The organism is Paraburkholderia sp. BCC1876, assembly GCF_902833695.1.
GTDB lineage: Bacteria > Pseudomonadota > Gammaproteobacteria > Burkholderiales > Burkholderiaceae > Paraburkholderia.
The window spans coordinates 1-22,525 of sequence record NZ_CADFGI010000021.1 but is presented as its reverse complement, the minus strand read 5'-3'; the positions used below and the strand labels follow the sequence as shown (position 1 = coordinate 22,525).

Annotated in this window: 20 protein-coding genes; 4 read left to right on the top strand and 16 right to left on the bottom strand. The window is 63.4% G+C overall.

All coding sequences use genetic code 11. From position 1 onward, the window contains the following. The first annotated feature begins 525 nt into the window (after nucleotides 1-525). The gene (locus HWY05_RS37285; RefSeq protein WP_035546174.1) at nucleotides 526-1,341 is read left to right on the top strand and encodes a pyruvate, water dikinase regulatory protein; all 816 of its coding nucleotides are present in this window, start codon (nucleotides 526-528) and stop codon (nucleotides 1,339-1,341) included. 54 nt (nucleotides 1,342-1,395) lie between these two features. Here HWY05_RS37285 and HWY05_RS37280 read toward each other — a convergent pair whose 3' ends face one another. The 16 genes from HWY05_RS37280 to rpsB all read right to left on the bottom strand — a co-directional run bounded on the left by HWY05_RS37280 (nucleotide 1,396) and on the right by rpsB (nucleotide 17,723). Then, complete coding sequence (locus tag HWY05_RS37280) at nucleotides 1,396-2,181, bottom strand: RNA methyltransferase (RefSeq protein ID WP_176061433.1); 786 nt, start codon at nucleotides 2,179-2,181, stop codon at nucleotides 1,396-1,398. A 76-nt stretch (nucleotides 2,182-2,257) separates the two neighbouring features. Beyond that, on the bottom strand, nucleotides 2,258-3,013 hold the full coding sequence (rnhB, locus tag HWY05_RS37275; RefSeq protein ID WP_035546176.1) for a ribonuclease HII: 756 nt from the start codon (nucleotides 3,011-3,013) through the stop codon (nucleotides 2,258-2,260). Next, complete coding sequence (gene lpxB / locus HWY05_RS37270) at nucleotides 3,010-4,179, bottom strand: lipid-A-disaccharide synthase (protein ID WP_035546178.1); 1,170 nt, start codon at nucleotides 4,177-4,179, stop codon at nucleotides 3,010-3,012. Before lpxB ends, rnhB begins: the two co-directional genes overlap by 4 nt. Before the next feature lie 3 nt (nucleotides 4,180-4,182). Further along, a complete protein-coding gene (gene lpxA / locus HWY05_RS37265; protein WP_035546180.1) occupies nucleotides 4,183-4,971 on the bottom strand; it encodes an acyl-ACP--UDP-N-acetylglucosamine O-acyltransferase in 789 nt (262 codons plus the stop codon). Nucleotides 4,972-5,064: 93 nt separating this feature from the next. Beyond that, nucleotides 5,065-5,529 carry a 3-hydroxyacyl-ACP dehydratase FabZ gene (gene fabZ / locus HWY05_RS37260; protein WP_035546182.1) on the bottom strand — a complete coding sequence of 155 codons (465 nt, stop codon included), beginning with the start codon at nucleotides 5,527-5,529 and terminating at the stop codon, nucleotides 5,065-5,067. A gap of 195 nt (nucleotides 5,530-5,724) precedes the next feature. Next, complete coding sequence (lpxD, locus tag HWY05_RS37255; protein WP_176061432.1) at nucleotides 5,725-6,873, bottom strand: UDP-3-O-(3-hydroxymyristoyl)glucosamine N-acyltransferase; 1,149 nt, start codon at nucleotides 6,871-6,873, stop codon at nucleotides 5,725-5,727. Nucleotides 6,874-6,997: 124 nt separating this feature from the next. Continuing rightward, entirely contained in the window at nucleotides 6,998-7,519 is a 522-nt protein-coding gene (locus tag HWY05_RS37250) for an OmpH family outer membrane protein (RefSeq protein ID WP_176061444.1), read from the bottom strand. A 104-nt stretch (nucleotides 7,520-7,623) separates the two neighbouring features. Further along, nucleotides 7,624-9,936 carry an outer membrane protein assembly factor BamA gene (bamA, locus tag HWY05_RS37245; RefSeq protein WP_176061431.1) on the bottom strand — a complete coding sequence of 771 codons (2,313 nt, stop codon included), beginning with the start codon at nucleotides 9,934-9,936 and terminating at the stop codon, nucleotides 7,624-7,626. 67 nt (nucleotides 9,937-10,003) lie between these two features. Beyond that, nucleotides 10,004-11,404, bottom strand: a complete 1,401-nt coding sequence (gene rseP, locus HWY05_RS37240) for an RIP metalloprotease RseP (RefSeq protein WP_176061430.1) — start codon at nucleotides 11,402-11,404, stop codon at nucleotides 10,004-10,006. 7 nt (nucleotides 11,405-11,411) lie between these two features. Then, nucleotides 11,412-12,617 carry a 1-deoxy-D-xylulose-5-phosphate reductoisomerase gene (locus HWY05_RS37235; RefSeq protein ID WP_035546188.1) on the bottom strand — a complete coding sequence of 402 codons (1,206 nt, stop codon included), beginning with the start codon at nucleotides 12,615-12,617 and terminating at the stop codon, nucleotides 11,412-11,414. 10 nt (nucleotides 12,618-12,627) lie between these two features. Next, a complete protein-coding gene (locus HWY05_RS37230) occupies nucleotides 12,628-13,449 on the bottom strand; it encodes a CDP-archaeol synthase (protein ID WP_176061429.1) in 822 nt (273 codons plus the stop codon). Beyond that, entirely contained in the window at nucleotides 13,443-14,225 is a 783-nt protein-coding gene (uppS, locus tag HWY05_RS37225) for a polyprenyl diphosphate synthase (protein ID WP_035546192.1), read from the bottom strand. The genes HWY05_RS37230 and uppS overlap by 7 nt, the downstream gene beginning before the upstream one ends. A gap of 63 nt (nucleotides 14,226-14,288) precedes the next feature. Continuing rightward, nucleotides 14,289-14,849 carry a ribosome recycling factor gene (frr, locus tag HWY05_RS37220; protein ID WP_035546193.1) on the bottom strand — a complete coding sequence of 187 codons (561 nt, stop codon included), beginning with the start codon at nucleotides 14,847-14,849 and terminating at the stop codon, nucleotides 14,289-14,291. A gap of 98 nt (nucleotides 14,850-14,947) precedes the next feature. Further along, nucleotides 14,948-15,661 (bottom strand): UMP kinase, encoded by a 714-nt coding sequence (gene pyrH, locus HWY05_RS37215; protein WP_035546194.1) that lies wholly within the window; start codon nucleotides 15,659-15,661, stop codon nucleotides 14,948-14,950. Between the two features lie 220 nt (nucleotides 15,662-15,881). After that, the gene (tsf, locus tag HWY05_RS37210) at nucleotides 15,882-16,763 is read right to left on the bottom strand and encodes a translation elongation factor Ts (RefSeq protein ID WP_176061443.1); all 882 of its coding nucleotides are present in this window, start codon (nucleotides 16,761-16,763) and stop codon (nucleotides 15,882-15,884) included. 207 nt (nucleotides 16,764-16,970) lie between these two features. Beyond that, entirely contained in the window at nucleotides 16,971-17,723 is a 753-nt protein-coding gene (rpsB, locus tag HWY05_RS37205; protein WP_134962658.1) for a 30S ribosomal protein S2, read from the bottom strand. Nucleotides 17,724-18,169: 446 nt separating this feature from the next. Here rpsB and map point away from each other — a divergent pair, with 446 nt between their 5' ends. The 3 genes from map to HWY05_RS37190 all read left to right on the top strand — a co-directional run. Continuing rightward, the gene (gene map / locus HWY05_RS37200; protein ID WP_176061428.1) at nucleotides 18,170-18,979 is read left to right on the top strand and encodes a type I methionyl aminopeptidase; all 810 of its coding nucleotides are present in this window, start codon (nucleotides 18,170-18,172) and stop codon (nucleotides 18,977-18,979) included. A 37-nt stretch (nucleotides 18,980-19,016) separates the two neighbouring features. Then, complete coding sequence (locus tag HWY05_RS37195) at nucleotides 19,017-21,596, top strand: [protein-PII] uridylyltransferase (RefSeq protein ID WP_176061427.1); 2,580 nt, start codon at nucleotides 19,017-19,019, stop codon at nucleotides 21,594-21,596. 172 nt (nucleotides 21,597-21,768) lie between these two features. Beyond that, on the top strand, nucleotides 21,769-22,525 hold a 757-nt coding region (locus HWY05_RS37190), incomplete at its 3' end, for a hypothetical protein (protein WP_176061426.1).

The window sequence follows — 22,525 nt, the reverse complement described above, 5'->3', positions numbered from 1 at the left end:
GCTCGAACGCGAGACGCCCATTGGGAGCGTGCTCTCGCGTCTTGCACAACCTGTTGGAGAAGCAATCGCGACACAGCGCGGTAAGCGGCCACGGGCGGTAAAAAGCGCCGCGGAGAGGCCGCAAATGTGCAAATGGCCGGATGCGCGACGAAGAACGCGAATGGACGAATTTACCGATCAATCCACCACATTCACCGCACGTTACCGACCGAAGGCGACGCGTTGAACGACCGTTCACGGTAAGTTAGACGCCAATCGCCTGCAATTGCTTATCCAACAGGTTGCCGCTATTCTACCGTGCCGACTCTCAAAATGTGACTGTCGGACGAGAATTGCGCCTCGAAACGCGCCCCGGACCGGCCAGCGGGCTTTTGCGAGACCCCACCGTCATCCGGACGCAATTGTGGTGCCCACGGCGCGCCGTGCCGATTCGCTGCATACTCCGGTTAGCCACCGGGCAGCGAGGTCTGCGCGGCGATGTTTTATTCGAGCGCTATTTTCCGCTCACGTTCCCCAGCCCCACCGATGCCGCCCACCGTATTCATCGTCTCCGACGGGACCGGGATCACTGCCGAAACCTTCGCGCATTCGATCCTCTCCCAGTTCGACCAGAAATTCCGTCTGGTTCGCGTGCCCTTCGTCGACTCGACGGAAAAGGCCTACGCCACCCTCGAAAAGATCAACGAGGCGATCGCGCAAGACGGCCGCCGGCCGATCGTGTTCACCACGCTGGTGGACAGCGCGTCGAACCAGATCGTCAAAGGGTCGAACGCGTTGGTGCTGGACATGTTTCAGACCTTCGTCGAGCCGCTCGAGCAGGAACTGGAACTGAAGTCGAGCCACGCCATGGGCCGTGGACACCAGAACGCGGACACCGAGGAGTACAAGAACCGGATCGAGGCGATCAACTTTTCGCTCGCGCATGACGACGGTCAATCGAACCGCAATCTGGCCGACGCGGACGTGATCCTGGTCGGCGTGTCGCGTAGCGGCAAAACGCCGACGAGCCTGTATCTGGCCATGCAGTACGGCGTGAAGGCGGCGAACTATCCGCTGATTCCGGAAGACTTCGAACGCGGCAAACTGCCTACGCCCTTGCTCGCGCATCGTCAGAAAATGTTTGGGTTGTCGATCGATCCGCAGCGGCTGTCCGAAATCCGCAACGAGCGTCGGCCGGGCAGCAAATACGCCGCGCCGGAAAACTGCCGTTATGAGATCAACGAAGCCGAGGCGATGATGCGGCGTGAAGGCGTCAAGTGGTTGTCGTCGACGCACAAATCGATCGAGGAGATCGCGACGACGATCCTGCAGGAGATCAAGCTGGATCGGCAGGCTTATTGATTGGGTAATTGAAGCGGATGAACGGGGCGCCTGACAAGGCGCCCTTTTTTACGGCTACGCGCGGCCGCGCTGCTGGCGGCATTGTTCGAACACGCAAACCGCCGCCGCCGCCGCCACATTGAGCGACTCCATGCCGCCCGGCTGGGGAATCGTCACTCGCAACGACACCGCGTCGCGCCAGATCTGCGACACGCCCGCCCCTTCGTTGCCGAACACCCACGCGAGCGGTCCGCTCAGATCGCAGTCGTAGATCGCTTCGGCGCCGTGCGAATCCGTAATCACGATCGGCACCGCGAGGCGCTCGATCAGTGACTGCGCTTCGACGTCCTCGTGAATCTGCAGCAGGAAGTGCGCGCCCATGCCCGAGCGCAAGACTTTCGACGACCACGCGTACGCCGTGCCCGGCGCGCAGAACACCTGCTGAATGCCGGCCGCCGCCGCGCTGCGCAGAATCGAGCCGACGTTGCCGGCGTCCTGCACGCCGTCGAGCACGAGACACGTCTGCGCGACCGTGTCGGGCAGCGGCGGATCGAGCTTGTCGACCAGCAGCAGAATCCCCACACCATGCACGACGTTCGACAACTGCCCGAACAACGCATCCGGCAGCGTCACGACGCGATGATCTTCGACACGCGCGACGATCGCGCGCGCTTCGTCGTGAGTCAGCGCGCCGTCGGTGACGATACACATTTCCGGCTGCCCGGCGACGTCGAGAAACGCGCTCGCGAGATGGAACCCTTCGAGCAACGCCTGGCCGCCGCGACGCTGTTGATGCGTCGAGCCGGCCAATGCCTTGAGACGTTTATAGAGCGGATTGTCCCGCGAGGTGATGGCTTTCACAGGCAGCGAAGACAGTGAGAATGAGGAAAGAATGAACGACGCGCTGTTGTACCGCGCGCGCGGCGCTCACTGAAAATCAGATGCCGCTGCGTTCGCCGAAGGCGTCGTCGTCGAGCATGGCATTGGTCAACGTGACGGGCACGACGACGATTTCACCCGCCGGCAGACGCGTGGTCGTGCCGAAGCGCAGATGCGCTTCACGCACTGGCGCGAACGAGCGCCGATGATGCTCGCACGGCCCATGTTCACGCAGCGCCGCGAGGTGTTGCGGCGTGCCGTAACCGGCATGGGCATTGAAACCGTACACCGGAAAGCGCTGATGCAATTCGAGCAGCATGCGGTCGCGCGTGACTTTAGCCAGAATCGACGCAGCAGAAATGCTTTTGACGAGCGCGTCGCCGCCGATCACCGCCTCGCTGCGCACGCTCAGCGTCGGGCAGCGATTACCGTCGATTTTGACCAGCGTCGGCACGACGGCGAGACCTTCCACCGCGCGCTTCATTGCCAGCATGGTGGCGTGCAGGATGTTCAGCGAATCGATTTCTTCGACGCTCGCCGACGCGATGCAGTAAGCCAGCGCGCGATCGACAATCTTGTCGTACAGCTCGTCGCGCTTTTTCGCGGTGAGCACCTTCGAATCGTCGAGGCCGCGAATCATCGGCTTCGACGGGTCGAAGATCACCGCCGCCGCGACCACCGGACCGGCAAGCGGACCGCGCCCGGCTTCGTCGACGCCGCAGACGATGTCGTCCGGCGTCTCGAAGTTCAGGCCGACCTGCTCCGCCGCGGCGCCTGCCACGGCCTTGCGACGAGGTGCGCGCGCACCGGTCACGGCCGCGCCTTATGTTTTTCGACGACGCTCGCCACGACTTCCGCCGCTCGCTGCGCAGTGTTCTGCTTCAGCACGTGATGCATCTCCGTGAAGATTTCCGTCAGCGTGCGCCGGTTGCCTTCGTCGCGCAACTGTTTCAGCGTGGCCTCGGCCAGCGCTTGCGGCGTAGCGAAATGCTGCAGGATTTCCGGCACGACGAAACGCCCCGCCAGAATGTTCGGCAGCCCCACGTACGGCAGATAGCCCTGGCGGCGCATGATCTGGCCGGTCAGCCAGGGCACCTTGTACGAGATCACCATCGGCTTTTTCAGCAGCGCGGCTTCCAGCGTCACGGTGCCGCTCTTCACGAGGATCGCGTCGGCCGCGGTCATGGCGAGTTGCGACTGGCCGTCGGTAATCGTCAACGCGAGACCCGGGTGCGAGTCGACCAGCGGCCGCAGCATCTCGCGCAATACCGGCGTGGCCGCCGGCATCACGAAGCGCACGCTGGGCTCCTGGTGCTGCATCATTTCCATTGCCGCGAAGAACGTCGGGCCGATCAGATCGATCTCCGAGCGCCGGCTGCCCGGCAGCACCGCGATGATCGGACCGTCTTCCGCGAGACCAAGCGCGCGGCGTGCGCCGAGCGTGTCGGGCACGAGCGGAATCTCGTCGGCCAGCGGATGCCCCACGTACGACGCCGCGACGCCCGCTTTCTCCAGCAGCGCGGTTTCGAACGGGAACACGCACATCATGTGGTCGACCGCCTTGGCGATCTTCTTGATGCGCCCGCCACGCCATGCCCAGATGGACGGACACACGAAGTGAACCGTCGGAATGCCGGCGTCGCGCAACGCGTGCTCGAGCCCGAAGTTGAAATCGGGTGCATCCACACCGACGAACACCGACGGCGGCTCCGCCAGCAGTTGGCGCTTCAGTTCGTTACGGACGGCGAGAATGCTGGGAATATGCCGCAGTGCTTCGACATAGCCGCGCACCGTCAGCTTGTCCATCGGCCAGTGGGCGTCGAAGCCTGTGGCGATCATGCGCGGGCCGCCGATTCCGTAGTACTGGGTGCCGGTGGGCAGACGGCTCGCGAGACCGTCGAGCAGCGACGCCGCGAGCAGATCGCCGGACGGTTCGCCGGCCACCATCGCGACGCGCAGCGGATTGGGTTGCAATGCCATCGGTTAGCGGATGATGCCGCGTTGCGACATTTCGATGAACGCGAGCAACGTCTGCACCGGTTCGTCGCCGTCGCCACCCGCGGATGCCAGTTCGCGTAACTGCACCTTCGCTTCTTCAAGCGACAGGCCGTTTTTGTACAGCAGGCGATAGGCCGAGCGCAGCGCCGAAATCGCGTCCGGCGAGAAGCCGCGGCGGCGCAGCCCTTCGACGTTGATGCCGTGCGGCTCCGCCTTGTTGCCCGCGGCGATCACGAACGGCGGAATGTCCTGCACCAACGCCGACGCACCGCCCAGCATGGAGTGCGCGCCGATGCGCACGAACTGATGCACGCCCGACATGCCGCCGACGATCGCGTGGTCGCCGATCGTCACGTGGCCGGCCATCTGCGCGTTGCTCGACAGAATGACGTTATTGCCGACGTGGCAGTCGTGCCCGATGTGCACGTACGCCATGATCCAGTTGTCGTCGCCGAGCGTGGTGACGCCCGCGTCCTGCACCGTGCCGGTGTGGATCGTGGTGAATTCGCGGATCGTGTTGCGGTTGCCGATCACGAGCCGGGTCGGCTCGTCTTTGTACTTCATGTCCTGCGGACGGCCGCCGACCGATGCGTAGTGGCCGACCCGGTTGTCTTCGCCGAGCGTGGTGTGACCTTCGATCACGCTATGCGAGCCGACCGTGCTCCGTGCGCCGATCGTCACATGTGCGCCGATCACGGCATACGGTCCGATTTCGACGGACTCGTCGACTTGTGCGCCCGGTTCGACGATCGCAGTGGGATGAATCCTGCTCATGCGTCCTCGCTTCTGATTCTGTTGCGTTGTCTGGATGGGCCCGGGCAACGCCGGCCGCGCCGGCATCGAGCCACGGGCTAACCGGACGCTGACTTAAGCGTCCTTGTCCGTGTGCCGCACCGCGCACATCAGGTCGGCTTCTGCCGCCACGACGCCATCCACTTCGGCGCGCGCCTTGAACTTCCAGATGCCGCGCATATGACGCTCGAACGTGCAATTCAGGATCAACTGATCGCCCGGCTCCACCACGCGCTTGAAGCGCGCATTGTCGATACCGACGAACAGGTACAGCGTGTTCGACGGATCGCTCGGCTCTTCCGAAAACGTCAGCAGCGCCGCGGTTTGCGCGAGCGCTTCGAGGATCAGCACGCCGGGCATGACCGGACGGGTCGGGAAATGCCCCTGGAAGTACGGCTCGTTGATCGACACGTTCTTCAACGCTTTGATGCGCTTGTGCGGCTCAAGTTCGAGCACCCGGTCGACCAGCAGGATCGGGTAACGATGTGGCAGCAGCGTGAGAATCTTATGAATGTCGAGATTGATTTTTTCGGTGCTCATGGTGTTTCTGCTCACGCATTGACTGCGCGATGATGACTGCGAATGCTGGTGCAGGTGGGTTAGTAACGCGTGCTGCCGGCGCTCGCCCTGACCCGGCGGCCGTGCCACCCGGTCACGGCAACCGACGTTGCTTCTGATGCTAGCCCGCCATTTTACGCGGTGCCGGCAAGCCGCCCGGCGAATTACTTCGCGAGCTCAGGCTTGCTCGTCTGCGGAATTGCTAGCTGCCGGGTTATCCGTTGCGTTCGACAATGCGCCTGTCGTGGTGCTTGCGGCCGCCGCCGGCTTGTCGCTCGCGGCGTTCTCGAGCGCCTTGATACGGTCGCGCAGTTTGCCGATATTGCGCAGCAACGCCGCGCTCTTGTTCCAGTCGGCGTGATTCACGGCCGGGAACGCGCTGGTGTACATGCCGGGCTTCGACAACGACTTCGATACACCGGACTGCGCCGTGACAATCACGTAGTCGGCGAGCGTCACATGGCCGGCAATGCCGACCGCGCCGCCGATCATGCAATGGCGGCCAATCGTCGTGCTGCCCGCAATGCCCGCACAACCGGCGATCACCGTGTACGCGCCGACCTTGCAGTTATGGCCGATCTGCACGAGGTTGTCGATCTTCACGCACTCTTCGATGATCGTGTCGGCCATCGCGCCACGGTCGATCGTAGTGTTCGCACCGATCTCGACGTCGTTCGCGATCGACACACCGCCGACCTGCGGAATCTTCACCCAGCTACCGGTACGCGCGTCGCCTTCGCCGACGAAATCCGACGCGAAGCCGAAACCGTCCGAGCCGATCACCGCGCCCGCATGCACGATCACGCGCTCGCCGAGCTTGCAACCGTGGTACACCGTCACATTCGGGTACAGATGCGAACCGGCGCCGATCCGCGTGCCGCGGCCGATCACCACGTTGGCGCCGAGCCTCACGTTTTCGCCGATCACCGCACCGGCTTCCACCGTGACATGCGGGCCGATCACCGCGCTCGCGGCAATCTGCGCGGACGGGTCGATCGTGGCGCTCGGATGGACGCCCGGCGCAACCTTGGGCGCAGCGAGGTCGATGAAGGTCTGCGCGACGCGCGCGAAGTAAGCGTACGGATTCGGCGTGACGATGAAGTTACGGCTTTCGCTGGGAGCCAGTTTGGCGAGATCGGCGGCATTGATCAACACCGCGCCCGCGCGGGTCGTTTCGACCTGCGACAGGTACTTCGGATTGGCGAGGAACGCCAGTTGGTCCGGACCTGCCTGGTCGAGCGGCGCAAGACTACCGACGCGCTGCGAACCGTTTCCGACTACTTCACCGCCGAACCGTTGGACGATGTCCTCAAGCGTAAATGCCATGCCTATCCAGTCTCCTGCAGTTCAGTCCAACTTGTCAGTTCTACGTCTTTGCCGCCACCGGGCAATGATCGTGGGCGGCGTAGGAGCCACCCACTCGCGAGCCAACGCCCGGCGCTTGCGCCGTTCAGTTACCCGACGCGGCCAGGGCCTTGAGCACCTGGTCCGTGATATCGATGCGCGGGCTCACATACACCGCTTCCTGAACGATCAGGTCGTAGTGCTGCTGCTCGGCGATCTGCTTGATCACCTTGTTCGCGCGGTCCAACACCGCCGCCAGTTCTTCGTTACGGCGCTGGTTCAGATCTTCGCGAAACTCGCGCTGCTTGCGCTGGAAGTCCGTGTCCAGTTGCGACAGATCGCGCTGTTTCTGCGCGCGATCGGCCACCGACATCGACGCACCGTTCTTGTCGAGCGAATCGGACAGGGTCTTCAGCTTCTGCGCCATGTCCGCGAGATCCTTGTCGCGCTTGGCGAACTCGGCTTCGAGCTTGACCTGCGCGGCCTTCGCGGCCGCGGATTCCCGTAGGATCCGGTCAGAATTCACCGCGGCGATCCGGGCTTCCTGCGCGTGCGCTACCCCGACACCCAAGGTCATTGCCAGCGCCAGCGCGCATGCCACACGTTTCGAAAACATACCGGTTAGCAAAGTCATCCTCTCGATTCTGTAATTAGGCCAGCCGCCCGCCGCCGGGGTCGGCCGCTGCCGACAATTCGCAGCGACAACACCCGTGGCGGGATCGCGCCGCCCGATCAGAATGCCGTCCCGATCTGGAACTGGAATTTCTGATACTGGTCGCCGGTGTGCTTCACGAGCGGGAAGCCCAAGCTGAGCTTGAGCGGCCCGATCGGCGAAATCCACGCGAGACCGACACCGTAGCCGTAACGCAGACCGTTTGCGCCAGTCGAATTGGCTGCGGCACTCGCGTCGGCCCAGACGTTACCCGCATCGAGGAACGTGAAGACCCGCAGCGTGCGGTCGTAGCCCGTACCCGGCAGCGGGAACGTCAACTCGATATTGCCGACCAGCAGCTTCGAACCGCCGATCGGGTCGCCCGTGGTCTTGTCGCGCGGACCCAGCGAGCTCGGCTCGAAGCCCCGCACCGAGCCGATACCGCCAGCGTAGTAGTTCTTGAAAATCGGGTACGGCTTGCCGCTGAGGCCGTTACCGTAACCGCCCTGGAAGTTGAAGCCCAGCACGAAGCCGCGCGCAAACGAATAATAGTACTGCGCGTTGATGTCGGCCTTGTAGTACTGGGTGCCGCCGATCGGCGTGCCGTATTCGGCATTGGCCTGCGTGAAGTAACCGCGGCTCGGCACGAGCGCGCTGTCACGCGCGTCGCGCGACCAGCCCACCGTAATCGGCACGTTGTTCGAAACACGGCCGAAGTCCTGCACGTACTGCTTGTACGAAGCCGGCGTGTTCGCGTCGATGTCCAGCTGGTTCTGCTCGAGACCCGCGCCGAAGTAGACCGTGTCCACTTCCGAGAACGGGATACCGAATTTCAGGTCGCCACCCACGGTCACGATCTTGAAGCTCGAGTCCGTCGAGTAGTACAGCGGCTGGTACGTACGGTAGTAGACGTCGGTAATGCGCTTGATGCCGTCGACCGTGAAGTACGGGTCGACCTGCGTGACCGTCAGCGTACGGTAGGTCTTCGCGGTATTCACGTTCACCGACAGACTCGTGCCCGAACCGAACACGTTGTCTTGCGACACACCCGCCGACAGCACCACCTTGTCGGTCGACGAGAAACCCGCACCCAGCGTGATCGCGCCGGTCGGCTTTTCGGCCACCTTGACGTCGACGTCGACCTGGTCGGGCGTGCCTTCGACCGGCACCGTGGTGACGTCCACGTCCGTGAAGTAGCCAAGACGGTTGATCCGGTCTTTCGACAGCGCGAGGCGGTTCGAGTCGAACCACGAGCTTTCGAGCTGGCGCATTTCGCGGCGCACCACTTCGTCGCGGGTACGCGTGTTGCCGACCACATTGATGCGGCGCACGTAGACGCGGCGGCTCGGATCCACTTGCAGCGTCAAGTCGACCTTGTGGTTGGCCTGATCGATCTGCGGCTGCGCGTTGACGGTTGCGAACGCATAGCCGTATTCGCCGAGTTTGTCGACGATCGCCTTGGTGGTGGCTTGCAGCTTTTCAGCCGAGAAGCGGTCACCCGGTTTGATCTTGATCAGCTTGGCCAGCTCCGGCTCGCGGTCGAGCAGGTTGCCGGCGAGCTTGATGTTCGAAATCGAGTACGGCTCGCCTTCATGCAGCGTGACCGTCAGATACATGTCCTTCTTGTCCGGCGAGATCGACACCTGCGTGGAGTCGATGCTGAACTCGAGGTAACCGCGATTCAGGTAATACGAGCGGACGTTTTCGAGGTCGCCGGTGAGCTTGTCTTTCGCGTACAGGTCGTTCTTCGTGTACCACGAGAACCAGTTCGGCGTGGACAGCTGCATTTCATCGCGCAGCGTACCGGTGCTGAACGCCTTGTTGCCGATGAAGTTGATCTGGCGGATCTTCGCGCTCGGACCTTCACCCACCGAGAACAGCACCGCGACGCGGTTGCGGTCGATCGGCGTGATCGTGGTGGTCACTTCGGCCGCGTAGTAGCCGCGCGTCAGGTACTGACGCTTCAACTCCTGCTCGGCCTTGTCGACGAGCGCCTTGTCGTAGTAACGACCCTGCGACAGACCGACCGCGCGCAACGCCTTGGTCAGGTTGTCCTTGTCGAATTCATGGATGCCGGAAAAGTCGATCGTGCCGATGGCCGGACGCTCCAGCACCTGCACGATGACGACATTGCCTTCGGTCGCGATCTTGACGTCGTTGAAGAAGCCCGTGGCATACAGTGCGCGAATGGCTTCCGATGCCTTGTCGTCGCTGAAGGTGTCGCCTTGCTTGATAGGCAGGTAGGCGAACACGGTACCAGGTTCGACGCGTTGCAATCCCTCGATCCGGATGTCTTGCACCACGAAGGGCGTCGTTGCGTGAGCAACCAGCCCATGCGCGGCAAACGCCGCGGCTATAACCGTCTTTGGAACAAAGCGATGAGGTTTAAACAACGTGCTTCCCCAGTGTGTATAGCTGCATCAGGTCAGACGGTCGCCATCGTGAACGCCGCCGGACACTTTAAAAATGGATTAAACGAGCCAGATCGTTGAACAGTGCGATCGCCGACAATGCGACGATGCAGGCGAGACCCGCCCTCTGAAAAACGAGTTGCCAGCGATCGGAGACAACTTTGCCGGTTACAGCTTCAACCAAATAATATAACAGATGACCCCCGTCCAATACCGGAATTGGTAACAGGTTCAGTACACCAAGGCTAATACTGACAAGGGCCAGGAACGACAGGAATGCAGAAGGACCTAGACGTGCGCTCTTTCCTGCGTAATCGGCGATCGTTACGGGACCGGAAAGATTTTTCAGCGAAGCTTCGCCGACGATCATCCGGCCGAACATTCGCACCGAGTAAACCGCGAGATCCCACGTACGACGCGCACCAAGTTGCAGGCTCTCGACGGGCCCATAGCGCACGTCGATAGACGGCACCTGGGTCGCCAGTTCCGCGCCGATGCGGCCGACCTGCTGGCCGGTTGCGTCGTCGCGCTGCGACTGCGGCACGAGGCTGATGTCTTCGAGCTTGCCCGCTGGCCCCGCTTGTCCCGCTGGCCCGCCGCGCTCCACCTGCAGCGTCACTGGCTTGCCGGCGTGCGATTTTACATAAGCGATGAAGGCCGTGGCGTTATCGGTCGCGATACCGTCGACCGCGCGCAGGCGATCGCCCACGGCAAGCCCGGCTTTTTGCGCCGCGCTGCCCGGCTGCACACCCGCCACGGTCAGCTTGCCGCCGCCCGGCTCGAAGCCGAGGTGCGACATGAAATCGTCGTCGACGTCTTTCTCGCTGAGACCGCGCAGATCGAGCTGGAAATCGGACGTGCCGTGCGCGTCGGTCGCGCTCAGCACCACGCGCTTGTGATCGAACGCCGCGCCCAGCAGCTTCCAGCGCAGATCGGACCACGAACGCACCCGCTCGGATTCGCCGGCATTCCCGGTGCGCACCGCGACGATGGTTTCGCCGCCGTCGAAGCCCGCCAGCGCTGCCGGCGTGTTCGGCGCAGGCGCCGCGACCACCGCCGCCGGCTCCGTCACGCCGGTGGCGAACACCAGCGCGAACAGCACAATCGCCAGCAGGAAGTTAGCGATCGGGCCGGCCGCGACGATGGCGAAACGACGCCACACCGACTTGCGGTTGAACGCCTGCGGCAGCATGTCGGCGGGAATCGGCGCACCGCTCGTTTCACGCTCGTCGAGCATCTTCACGTAACCGCCGAGCGGCAACGCGGCAATGGTCCACTCGGTGCCGGTTTTTGGGCTCACCCACTGGAACAGCGGCTTGCCGAAGCCGATCGAAAAGCGCAGCACCTTGACGCCGCACAACCGTGCCACGCTGTAATGCCCGTACTCGTGAACGACCACGAGTACGCCAATCGCGACCGCGAAGGCGAGCAGTTCGATCAGCAGATTCATATGCGCCTCACTGGACGGCGCGTTCCGTGCGACGAGCGTTGTCGGGCAGACGCGCGATGAATTCGGCGGCGGCGCGACGCGCGGCGGCATCCGCTTCGATCACGTCGTCGAGCGCATGCGCACTGCCGTTCGGCAACGCGTTCAGCACCGAGTCGACCACCTGGGCAATCGCCATGAAACCGATCTGACGCTGCAGGAAGGCTTCCACCGCGACTTCGTTCGCGGCGTTCAGCGCGGCGCTGGCCAGACCGCCCTCGGCCAACGCCTTCATGGCGAGCGCGAGACACGGAAAGCGCGTGTAATCCGGTTTTTCGAACGCCAGCGACGCGACCTGCAACAGGTCGAGTTGCGCGACGCCCGAATCGATTCGGTCCGGGAAAGCCAGCGCGTGGGCGATCGGCGTACGCATATCCGGATTGCCGAGTTGCGCGAGCACCGAGCCGTCGGCGTACGAGACCATCGAATGAATCACGCTCTGCGGATGAATCAGCACCTCGATGCGCTCGCCCGGCAAACCGAACAGCCAATGGGCTTCGATCACCTCGAGGCCCTTGTTCATCATCGTGGCGGAGTCGACCGAAATCTTGCGACCCATGACCCAGTTCGGATGCTTGCAGGCCTCGTCAGGCGTGACGTCGACGAGCGTGGCCGGTTCGCGGGTACGGAACGGGCCGCCCGACGCGGTCAGGATGATTTTGGAGACGCCGCCGTGCTGCGCGGCTTCGCGCGGCAGGCATTGGAAAATCGCGTTGTGTTCGCTGTCGACCGGCAGCAGCACGGCGCCGTTGTCGCGCACAGCGTCCATGAAGATCGCGCCGGACATGACCAGCGCTTCCTTGTTGGCGAGCAGGATGCGTTTGCCGGCGCGCGCCGCGGCGAGCGTCGGCGCAAGGCCGGCAGCGCCGACGATGGCCGCGACCACGGTGTCGCAAGCGTCGCTCTTCGACACGTCGACGAGCGCCTGCGGTCCATACGTGACCTCGGTCTTGCTATTCGCCTCGCGCAGCTTCGCCGCGACCTGCGCGGCCGTGTCGGCGTCGCCGACCACCGCGATCTCCGGCGCAAAGCGCAGGCATTGCTCGACGAGCTTGTCGCCGTTGCGATGCGCGGTGAGCGCGTAGATCGAAAAGCGCTCGGGATGACGCGCGACGACGTCGAGCGTGCTGTCTCCAATCGAGCCCGTGGAACCGAGCAATGTCAGACGTTTTTGCATATCTCTTTCTCTAGCCGAGCAGCAGCATGGCAAGCGGCAGCACCGGCAATAAGGCGTCGATGCGATCGAGCACGCCGCCGTGCCCCGGCAACAGGCCGCTTGAATCCTTGACGCCGGCCTGGCGTTTCATCATCGATTCGAACAGGTCGCCCACCACGCTGAATGCCACCAGCAAGGTCAGTGCGAGCAGTGTGCGCACGGCGCCCCATTGCGCCAGCAGCGAAGAATACAGGGTCGGCTCGAACGCGTGCAAAAAGACCGCCGCCGCCGCGACGAGCATCACGACCAGCCAGCCGCCGATCGCGCCCTCCCAGGTCTTACCCGGGCTGATGGCAGGCGCCAGCTTGTGTTTGCCGAACGCTTTTCCGGAGAAGTATGCGCCGATATCGGCCAGCCACACCAGGAGCAGCAGCGACAGAACGAACGGCACGCCCTGCATGCGTGCAGCGACGAGAGCATGCCAGCACGCGACGAATATCACAATGCCGGCAAGAAACAGAAAGGTGCGCCACGCGCCTTGGGCGAGCGTGGGCTTGCGCAGCAGCACGAACGGGCCGGCGACCACCCAGAAGATCGCCGCCGCCTTGAACAGCGAACGGGCCTCGGCAATGCCGGTGCCGAGCCGCGTGCTCGCGACTAGCGCGACCGCGGCCACCAGCGCATAAACCACCGGACCGGCGCCGCCCAGCTTGAGCAGGCGCGCCCATTCCCACGCGGCGAACACGACGACGAAAGCGATCAGCGCGCCGAACGCGCCCACCGGCGCGAACAACGTGACCGGCAGGAACACTGCCAGCAGGATGATCGCCGTGATGACACGGGTTTTTAGCATGGAAGCGAATCGACGTTTTGCGATTGCGGCTCGAGTTGAGCACTGGTGCGCCCGAAACGGCGCTCGCGCTCCGCGTACGAAGCGATGGCGTGGCCGAGCGCGTCGGCGTCGAAATCCGGCCAGAACGTGTCGGTGAAATAGAACTCGGTGTACGCGAGTTGCCACAGCAGGAAGTTGCTGACGCGGCGCTCGCCGCCGGTGCGGATGAACAGATCCGGTTCCGGCGCGTAAGCCATGGACAGGTGCTCGGCGAACGAGTCTTCGTTGACCTCGACCGCCTTGCCCGCCAGCGCCGATTGTTCGGCGAGCTTGCGGGTGGCCTGCATGATGTCCCAGCGACCGCCGTAATTGGCGGCGATGGTCAACGTCAGACGGGTATTGCGCGCGGTTTTGCTTTCCGCACGCTTGATCAGGTCGCGGATGCGCGTATCGAAGCGGGACAGATCGCCGACCACCCGCAAACGGATGCCGTTCGCGTGCAGCTTGCCGATTTCCCGCTCCAGCGCGGTGACGAACAGGCGCATCAGAAACGACACTTCGTCATTCGGGCGACGCCAGTTTTCCGAGCTGAACGCGAACAGCGTCAGATATTCGACGCCCTGACGCGCGCAGGCCTCAACGGCCGCGCGCACCGCGTCGACGCCGCGCGTATGGCCCGCCACGCGCGGCAGACGCCGCTGGGTGGCCCAACGGCCGTTGCCGTCCATGATGATCGCGATATGTCGCGGCACCGCGGCGACATCAGGCACGCGCACGGTTGAGCTGGTATAGGTCATGGCCGTCGGGACAATAACTGCAAATAAAGAAGTGGAAATCGTGAAAGTGCTGAGCCCTAAGGCCTACACCGTCATGATCTCGGCTTCTTTCGTCACGACGATCTTGTCGATTTCGGTGACGAACTTGTCCGTCAGCTTCTGAACGTCGTCACCGGCGCGGCGCTCGTCGTCTTCCGAAATTTCCTTGTCTTTCACGAGCTTCTTCAACTGCTCGTTAGCATCACGGCGCAGATTGCGCACGGCGACCTTGGCCGTTTCCGCTTCACTCCTGACCACTTTCATCAGTTCGCGGCGGCGTTCTTCGGTGAGCGCGGGCATCGGCACGCGGATCACGTCGCCTTGCGTGGCCGGGTTCAGACCGAGGTCCGACTCGCGGATCGCCTTTTCGACGACCTGGACCATCTTCTTTTCCCACGGCTGCACGCCGATCGTGCGCGCGTCGATCAGCGTCAGGTTCGCGACCTGCGAGATCGGTACCGGCGAACCGTAGTAATCGCACTGGATATGATCGAGCAGGCCCGTGTGCGCACGGCCCGTGCGGATCTTCGACAGGTCGTTCTTGAACGCGTCGATGGAACGCTGCATTTTTTGTTCAGCGCCCTTCCTGATATCTGCCACAGACATTTTTAAACCTCCGAACCTTCAAAACGGTGCGAGCCGGCCGGCGCGCGCGATGCGGCGGCCTGGGCTCGCGTTAAAGCCCACGTTATGTGAACGAGAGTTTACACGTGGACGAGGGTGCCCTCGTCCTCGCCTTGAACGATGCGCTTGAGCGCGCCCGGCTTGACGATCGAAAACACCCGGATCGGCAGCTTCTGGTCGCGGCACAGCGCGAACGCGGTCGCGTCCATCACCTGCAGATTGCGGCCGATGGCTTCGTCGAAGCTGATCGTGGTGTAACGGGTCGCGCTCGGGTCTTTCTTGGGATCGGCCGAATAGACGCCGTCCACCTTGGTGGCTTTCAGCACGACTTCCGCGCCGACTTCCGCGCCGCGCAGCGCAGCGGCGGTGTCGGTCGTGAAGAACGGGTTGCCGGTGCCGGCCGCGAAAATCACGACTTTGCCTTCTTCGAGCTGGCGAATCGCGCGGGGGCGGATATACGGCTCGACCACCTGGTCCATGCGCAGCGCGGATTGCACACGCGCCTCGATGCCGGCGTGACGCATGGCGTCCTGCAGTGCCAGCGCGTTCATCATGGTGGCCAGCATGCCCATGTAGTCAGCCGTGGCGCGGTCCATACCGGCCGCGCCGCCCGCGACGCCACGGAAAATATTGCCACCGCCGATCACCACGGCCATCTGCGTTCCGAGACGGACCACTTCGGCCACGTCCGCCACCATTCTTTCGATGGTCGCGCGGTTGATGCCGAAGGCATCGTCGCCCATCAGAGCTTCACCGGAGAGTTTGAGCAGGACGCGTTTGTAGGCAGTGGGCATAGGGGTATCCAGATCGCGCAGAACAGGGCAACAACAAGGGACTAATGTAGGGGTGAAATACTGATTCGGGCAAGCACCGCCAAATTGACGAACCCTGGGGTCCGCCAGCGGCGGCTGCGTGGCGAGGGTCAACCCGCACGCAGCCTTGCGGCGCTGCCGACCGCGGCAAAGTCTTGCTCCGCCGCGGGTCCAACGGTACTAGCTGAGGCTTAAGACAAGCTTATTGTTGCTTTGCAGCAGCGACCTGAGCCGCCACTTCAGCAGCGAAGTCGTCCTGTTTCTTCTCGATGCCTTCGCCGACCACGAACAGCGCGAACTTCTGCACGCTCGAGTTGCCAGCCTTCAGCATCTGTTCGATCGTCTGCTTGTCGTTCTTAACGAACGTCTGGTTCAGCAGCGACACTTCCTTCAGGTACTTCTGCACGCTGCCGTCGACCATCTTGGCGACGATTTCAGCCGGCTTGCCCGATTCGGCGGCCTTCTGTTCAGCAATGCTGCGTTCCTTGGCGATCAGGTCCGCCGGCACGTCGTCCGACGACAGCGACACCGGCTTCATTGCGGCGATGTGCATTGCCACGTCCTTGCCGATCTGCTCGTCCGCGCCGGTGTACTCGACCAGCACGCCGATACGCGTGCCGTGCAGGTACGCTGCCAGCTTGTTTGCCGACTCGAAGCGCACGAAGCGGCGGATCGACAGGTTTTCACCGATCTTGCCGACCAGCGCCAGACGCACTGCGTCGACCGTCGAGCCGTCCAGCGGCAGCGCGCCCAGCGCAGCGACGTCAGCCGGGTTTTGCGTGGCGATCAGTTCCGCGACCGTCTTCGTGAACGCCAGGAAGTCGTCGTTCTTCGAAACGAAGTCGGTTTCGCAGTTCAATTCAACCAGCGAACCCGCGTTGCCGCCGATGAACGAAGCAACCACGCCTTCAGCCGTCACGCGCGACGCAGCCTTGCTGGCCTTGTTGCCCAGCTTCACGCGCAGCAGCTCTTCAGCGCGCGCCATGTCGCCGTCAGCTTCCGTCAGCGCTTTCTTGCATTCCATCATCGGCGCGTCGGTCTTTGCGCGCAGTTCTGCAACCATGCTTGCGGTAATTGCCGCCATCATTTGCTCCTTGAGTTCCGTCTGTCATACGCCGCCCGGACTTCGATGCCGGCGGCAAGAATTCGTTTCAGCGTTTCACGTACTTTTTTACGCAACCACACTTTCGACACTGCTCGGGCGCCGTTTGCAGCGCCCTGCTACATCTGTCGCGGCTTAAAAAAAGGGGGCCTGTAGAAAGCCCCCTTTTTTGCCGGACACGGGGCAGCTTTACGCTTCCGCTTTGACCTCGACGAACTCGTCGCCGTCGTCGCCGCGTGCAGCTTGCACCACTTCGTTGACCGAATTCGCACGGCCTTCGAGGATCGCGTCAGCCACGCCAGCCGTGTACAGAGCGACAGCCTTCGAAGCGTCGTCGTTACCCGGGATCACGTAGTCGATGCCGATCGGCGAGTGGTTCGTGTCGACCACAGCGATAACCGGAATGCCGAGCTTGTTAGCTTCGGTCACGGCAATCTTGTGGTAGCCGACGTCGACCACGAAGATCGCGTCCGGAATGCCGCCCATGTCTTTCACGCCGCCGATCGACTTGACCAGCTTAGCCATTTCGCGCTCGAACAGCAGAGCTTCTTTCTTGCTCATGCGTTCGGTTTCGCCGGCTTCCAGCGCTGCTTCCATGTCTTTCAGGCGCTTGATCGACACCTTCAGCGTCTTGAAGTTGGTCAGCATGCCGCCGAGCCAGCGTGCGTTGACGAACGGCATACCCGCGCGTTGCGCTTCTTCAGCGATCGTGTCGCGCGATTGACGCTTCGTGCCGACGAACAGGATCGTGCCGCGATTCGCTGCCAGTTGACGCGCGTACTTCAGCGCGTCGTTGTACATCGGCAGCGTCTTTTCGAGGTTGATGATGTGAATCTTGTTGCGATGACCGAAAATGAAGGGAGCCATCTTCGGGTTCCAGAAGCGCGTTTGGTGACCGAAGTGGACACCGGCTTCCAGCATTTGACGCATAGTAACTGCCATGAAAATCTCCGCGAGGGTTGGGTCTTAAGCCGGCTGCCGCATCGGCCGCGCCCGCCTTCAATTTGGCGTAACGCGACGGACACCCTGGGTGCGCCGGCTTGCGAGTCTGCTGCCTTATACTGCTTCGCCCCACGACGCAGGCAACGAACGCCGTGGGAAGCTGCTCCCGCCGTCTTTTTGACCAATTCAGCTTGATTCAGACTGATACCGGACAATAAAACCAAGACAGAGAGCGACTTAGCCAAAGATTATAGCACGCGACTATTGCACGACTCAACCCGCACGGTAGCTCCTTCCGGTCGCCGCCGGGTTGCACCTGCGGACGCGCACCTGGTCCTGGTCGACGCGAGGCCGGCGAGCTGACAGCGCGCCAGGCCCGCAAAACCCTGCGGCAGCCGGGATATGGTGCGATAATCTCAGAATAAATCGCAATTCAGGCCCGACTCATGGCTATTACGCTCAAAAACGAACACGATATCGCGCAAATGCGCGTCGCCTGCAGACTGGCGAGCGAAGTGCTCGACTACATTACGCCGTTCGTTGCCGCCGGCATCACGACCGGCGAACTCGACCGCCTCTGCCACGAATACATGCTGAAGGAACAGGGCACCGTGCCCGCGCCGCTGAATTACCAGCCGCCCGGCTACCCGCCCTACCCGAAAGCGACCTGCATTTCCGTCAACGACGTGATCTGCCACGGTATTCCCGGCGAAAAAACCCTGAAGAACGGCGACGCGCTGAATATCGACGTCACCGTCATTAAAGAAGGCTATTTCGGCGACACCAGCCGCATGTTCATCGTCGGCGAAGGTTCGATCATGGCCAAGCGGCTGGTTCAGACCACCTTCGAATGCATGTGGCTCGGCATCGACCAGGTGCGCCCCGGCGCGCATCTCGGCGACATCGGCTATGCCATTCAGAAACACGCCGAAGCCCAAGGCTACAGCGTGGTGCGCGAATATTGCGGCCACGGGATCGGCACGGTGTTCCACGAAGACCCGCAGATTCTGCATTACGGCCGTCCGGGCACCGGGCTCGAACTGCAGGCCGGCATGATCTTCACGATCGAGCCGATGATCAACGCCGGTCGGCGAGATATCCGCACCATGCCCGACCAGTGGACCGTCAAGACCAAAGACCGCAGCCTGTCGGCGCAGTGGGAACACACTGTGCTCGTCACGGAATCCGGCTACGACGTGCTGACCGTTTCCGCCGACACGCCCGCGCGGCCGCCGGTCGTCGCGGCTACGGCCTGACCGGCCTCCCGCCAACCGTCCGCGTACCCGCCTGCCAATGAGTAGTGTTCCCGCCGTCGCCCCATCCCATGCCACGTCGCTCAAGGCGGACTACAAGGTGGCCAAAGCCCAGTTGCTGGAACGCTTCAAGACGGCCGCCAACGTAGATGCGTTGATGGCCGCCCTGGCGCGGGCCACGGACAACTCGCTGCGCGCCGCCTGGGACACCTGCGAACTGCCGCCCGAGCTGGCTTTATTGGCGGTCGGCGGTTACGGGCGCGGCGAACTGGCGCCGCATTCGGACATCGACATTCTGGTGCTGCTGCCGGACGCGCCGATCGAGCATCTCGAAGCGCGTATCGAGCGTTTTATCAGCCTCGCGTGGGATCTGGGGCTGGAACTCGGCAGCAGCGTGCGCAGCGTGTCGCAGTGTCTCGAAGAAGCCGCCAACGACGTCACCGTGCGTACCTCGCTGCTCGAGGCGCGGCGCATTACGGGCAGCGCGACGCTGTTCGACGATTTCGCGAAGCGTTACCGCGACGCGCTCGATCCGAAGGCGTTCTTCCAGGCGAAAGTGCTGGAAATGCGCCAGCGCCACGCCAAGTTTCAGGACACGCCGTACGCGCTCGAACCCAACATCAAGGAAAGCCCGGGCGGCCTGCGCGATCTTCAGCTGATTCTGTGGATCACCCAGGCGGCCGGTTTCGGTAGCAGCTGGCGCGAACTCGAGGCGCGCGGCCTGATCACCGAACGCGAAGCGCGCGAACTGCGTCGCAACGAGAGCTTTCTGAAGGCGCTGCGCGCGCGGCTGCATGTGGTCGCCGGGCGTCGGCAGGACATTCTGGTGTTCGATCTGCAAACGCCGGTGGCTGAGAGTTTCGGCTACAAGCCGACCGCTACCAAGCGCGCTAGTGAACAGCTGATGCGGCGCTATTACTGGTCCGCCAAGGCTGTCACGCAGCTCGCTACGATTCTGATCCAGAACATCGAGGCCCAGCTTTTCCCGACCACGAGCGGGATTACGCGGGTGCTGACGGACCTGTTCGTCGAAAAACAGGGCATGCTGGAAATCGCCAGCGACGACGTGTTCGAGCGCGAGCCGAACGCGATCCTCGAAGCGTTCCTGCTGTACGAACTGACGCCGGGCGTCAAAGGCCTGTCGGCGCGCACGCTGCGGGCGATCTACAACGCCCGCGACGTGATGGACCAGCACTGGCGGCGCGATCCGGAAAACCGCCGCCTCTTCATGGAAATCCTGAAGCAGCCGGCCGGCATCACGCACGCGTTGCGGCTGATGAACCAGACCAGCGTGCTCGGGCGTTACCTGCTGAACTTCCGGCGCATCGTCGGGCAAATGCAGCACGATCTGTATCACGTCTACACGGTCGACCAGCACATTCTGATGGTGCTGCGCAATCTGCGGCGCTTCGCGGTCGCCGAACACGCGCACGAATACCCGTTCTGCAGCCAGTTGATCGCCAATTTCGACCGGCCGTGGGTGCTGTACGTGGCGGCGCTGTTTCACGACATCGCCAAGGGGCGCGGCGGCGACCACTCCACGCTCGGCATGGCCGACGCGCGACGCTTTTGCCGCAGCCACGGTATCGAGGGCGAAGACGGCGAACTGGTGGTCTGGCTGGTGCAGCAACACCTGACCATGAGCCAGGTTGCGCAGAAGCAGGACACCAGCGACCCGGAAGTGATCAAGCGCTTTGCCGAACTGGTGGGCACCGAGCGCCGCCTCACCGCGCTCTACCTGCTGACGGTGGCCGATATTCGCGGCACCAGCCCGAAGGTCTGGAATACGTGGAAAGGCAAGCTGCTCGAAGATCTGTACCGCGCCACGCTGGCCGTACTCGGCGGCGCGCGGCCGGACGCGCATTCGGAACTGAAGTCGCGCCAGGAAGAGGCGCTGGCGCTGCTGCGTCTCGAAACCGTGCCGGAAGGCGCGCAAAAGGCGTTGTGGGACAAGCTCGACATCGGCTATTTCCTGCGTCACGACGCGGCCGACATCGCGTGGCAAACCCGCGTACTGTCGCGTCACGTTGAAACGGCCACGCCGATCGTGCGGGCGCGTCCGTCGCCGATCGGCGAGGCGCTGCAGGTGCTGGTGTACGTGAAGGATCAGCCCGATCTGTTCGCCGGGATTTGCGCGTATTTCGACCGCAACGGCTTGTCGGTGCTGGATGCGCGGGTTAGCACGACCCGTCACGGCTATGCGCTCGATAATTTCCTCGTCGCGCATACCGAAGAAGACGTGCATTATCGCGATATTGCCAATCTGGTCGAACAGGAACTGACCGCCCGTCTCACCGGCGACGGCACCCTGCTCCCCGGACCGTCGAAAGGCCGCTTGTCGCGGCTTTCGCGGACCTTCCCTGTGACGCCGCGCGTCGACCTTCGGGCCGACGAACGCGGCCAATATTACATCCTGTCCGTGTCGGCCAACGACCGGCCAGGCCTTCTTTATTCGATCGCGCGCGTGCTGGCCGAGCATCGGGTCGGCGTCGCTTCGGCGCGGATCAATACGCTCGGCGAACGCGTCGAAGACGTGTTCCTGCTGGATGGACACGGTCTGTCGGACAACCGCCTGCAAATTCAGGTCGAGACCGAACTGCTGCGCGCGATTGCAGTGTGAGATTTCATGCGACTCAAATTAACAGCCAAGCACCCGCGGCCGGCTTCGTCCGAACGCGCCCCTGTCCGTACCGGCAGCACGTCGGCGCGTAAGCCGACGCGCCCGGTGGGACCGAAACCGTCGACGGCGGGTTTCAGCGGGGCACACGGAGAAAGCGGCGGCGCGCCGAAGGGTGCCGGCGGAAAGCCGGCAGGTGCGGGCGCACGGGCGCCGCGCGCTGAGGGGTCGTTTTCTCGCGAGCGGGATGCGGGTGGCGCAGGTCGCTCGTCGTCCGATCGGCCGCCGCGACGTGAAGGCGCGGGGGACCGTGGGGAACGCGCGCCGCGTAAGTTTGAAGGTGGTAGTGATCGTGGGGATCGCGCACCGCGTAAGTTTGAAGGTAGTGGTGATCGCGGCGAACGCGCACCGCGTAGCTTCGGCGACCGCCCCCCGCGTCGCGACGACGGCGAACGTCGTCCGTTCAGCGGTGCACGGCCGGGCGCAGGACGTCCGTCCGAAGGCGGCGCACGTGGCGACCGTCCGGTCCGCAACGATCGCGAAGGCGGAGATCGTCCGCGCTTCGGTGGCGAACGCGGCCCGCGTAGCGACAGCGCACCGCGCAAGTTTGAAGGCGCTGGTGATCGCGGCGAGCGCGCACCGCGTAAGTTTGAAGGTAGTGGTGATCGTAGCGAACGCGCACCGCGCAGCTTCGGCGACCGCCCCCCGCGTCGTGAAGACGGCGAACGCCGTCCGTTCAGCGGCGCACGTCCGGGCGCAGGCCGTCCGTCGGAAGGCGGCGCACGTGGTGACCGTCCGGTCCGCAACGATCGCGAAGGCGGAGATCGTCCGCGCTTCGGTGGCGAGCGCGGCCCGCGCAGCGACAGCGCACCGCGCCGTTTCGAAGGCGCCGGTGATCGTGGCGACCGCGCACCGCGCAAGTTTGAAGGCGC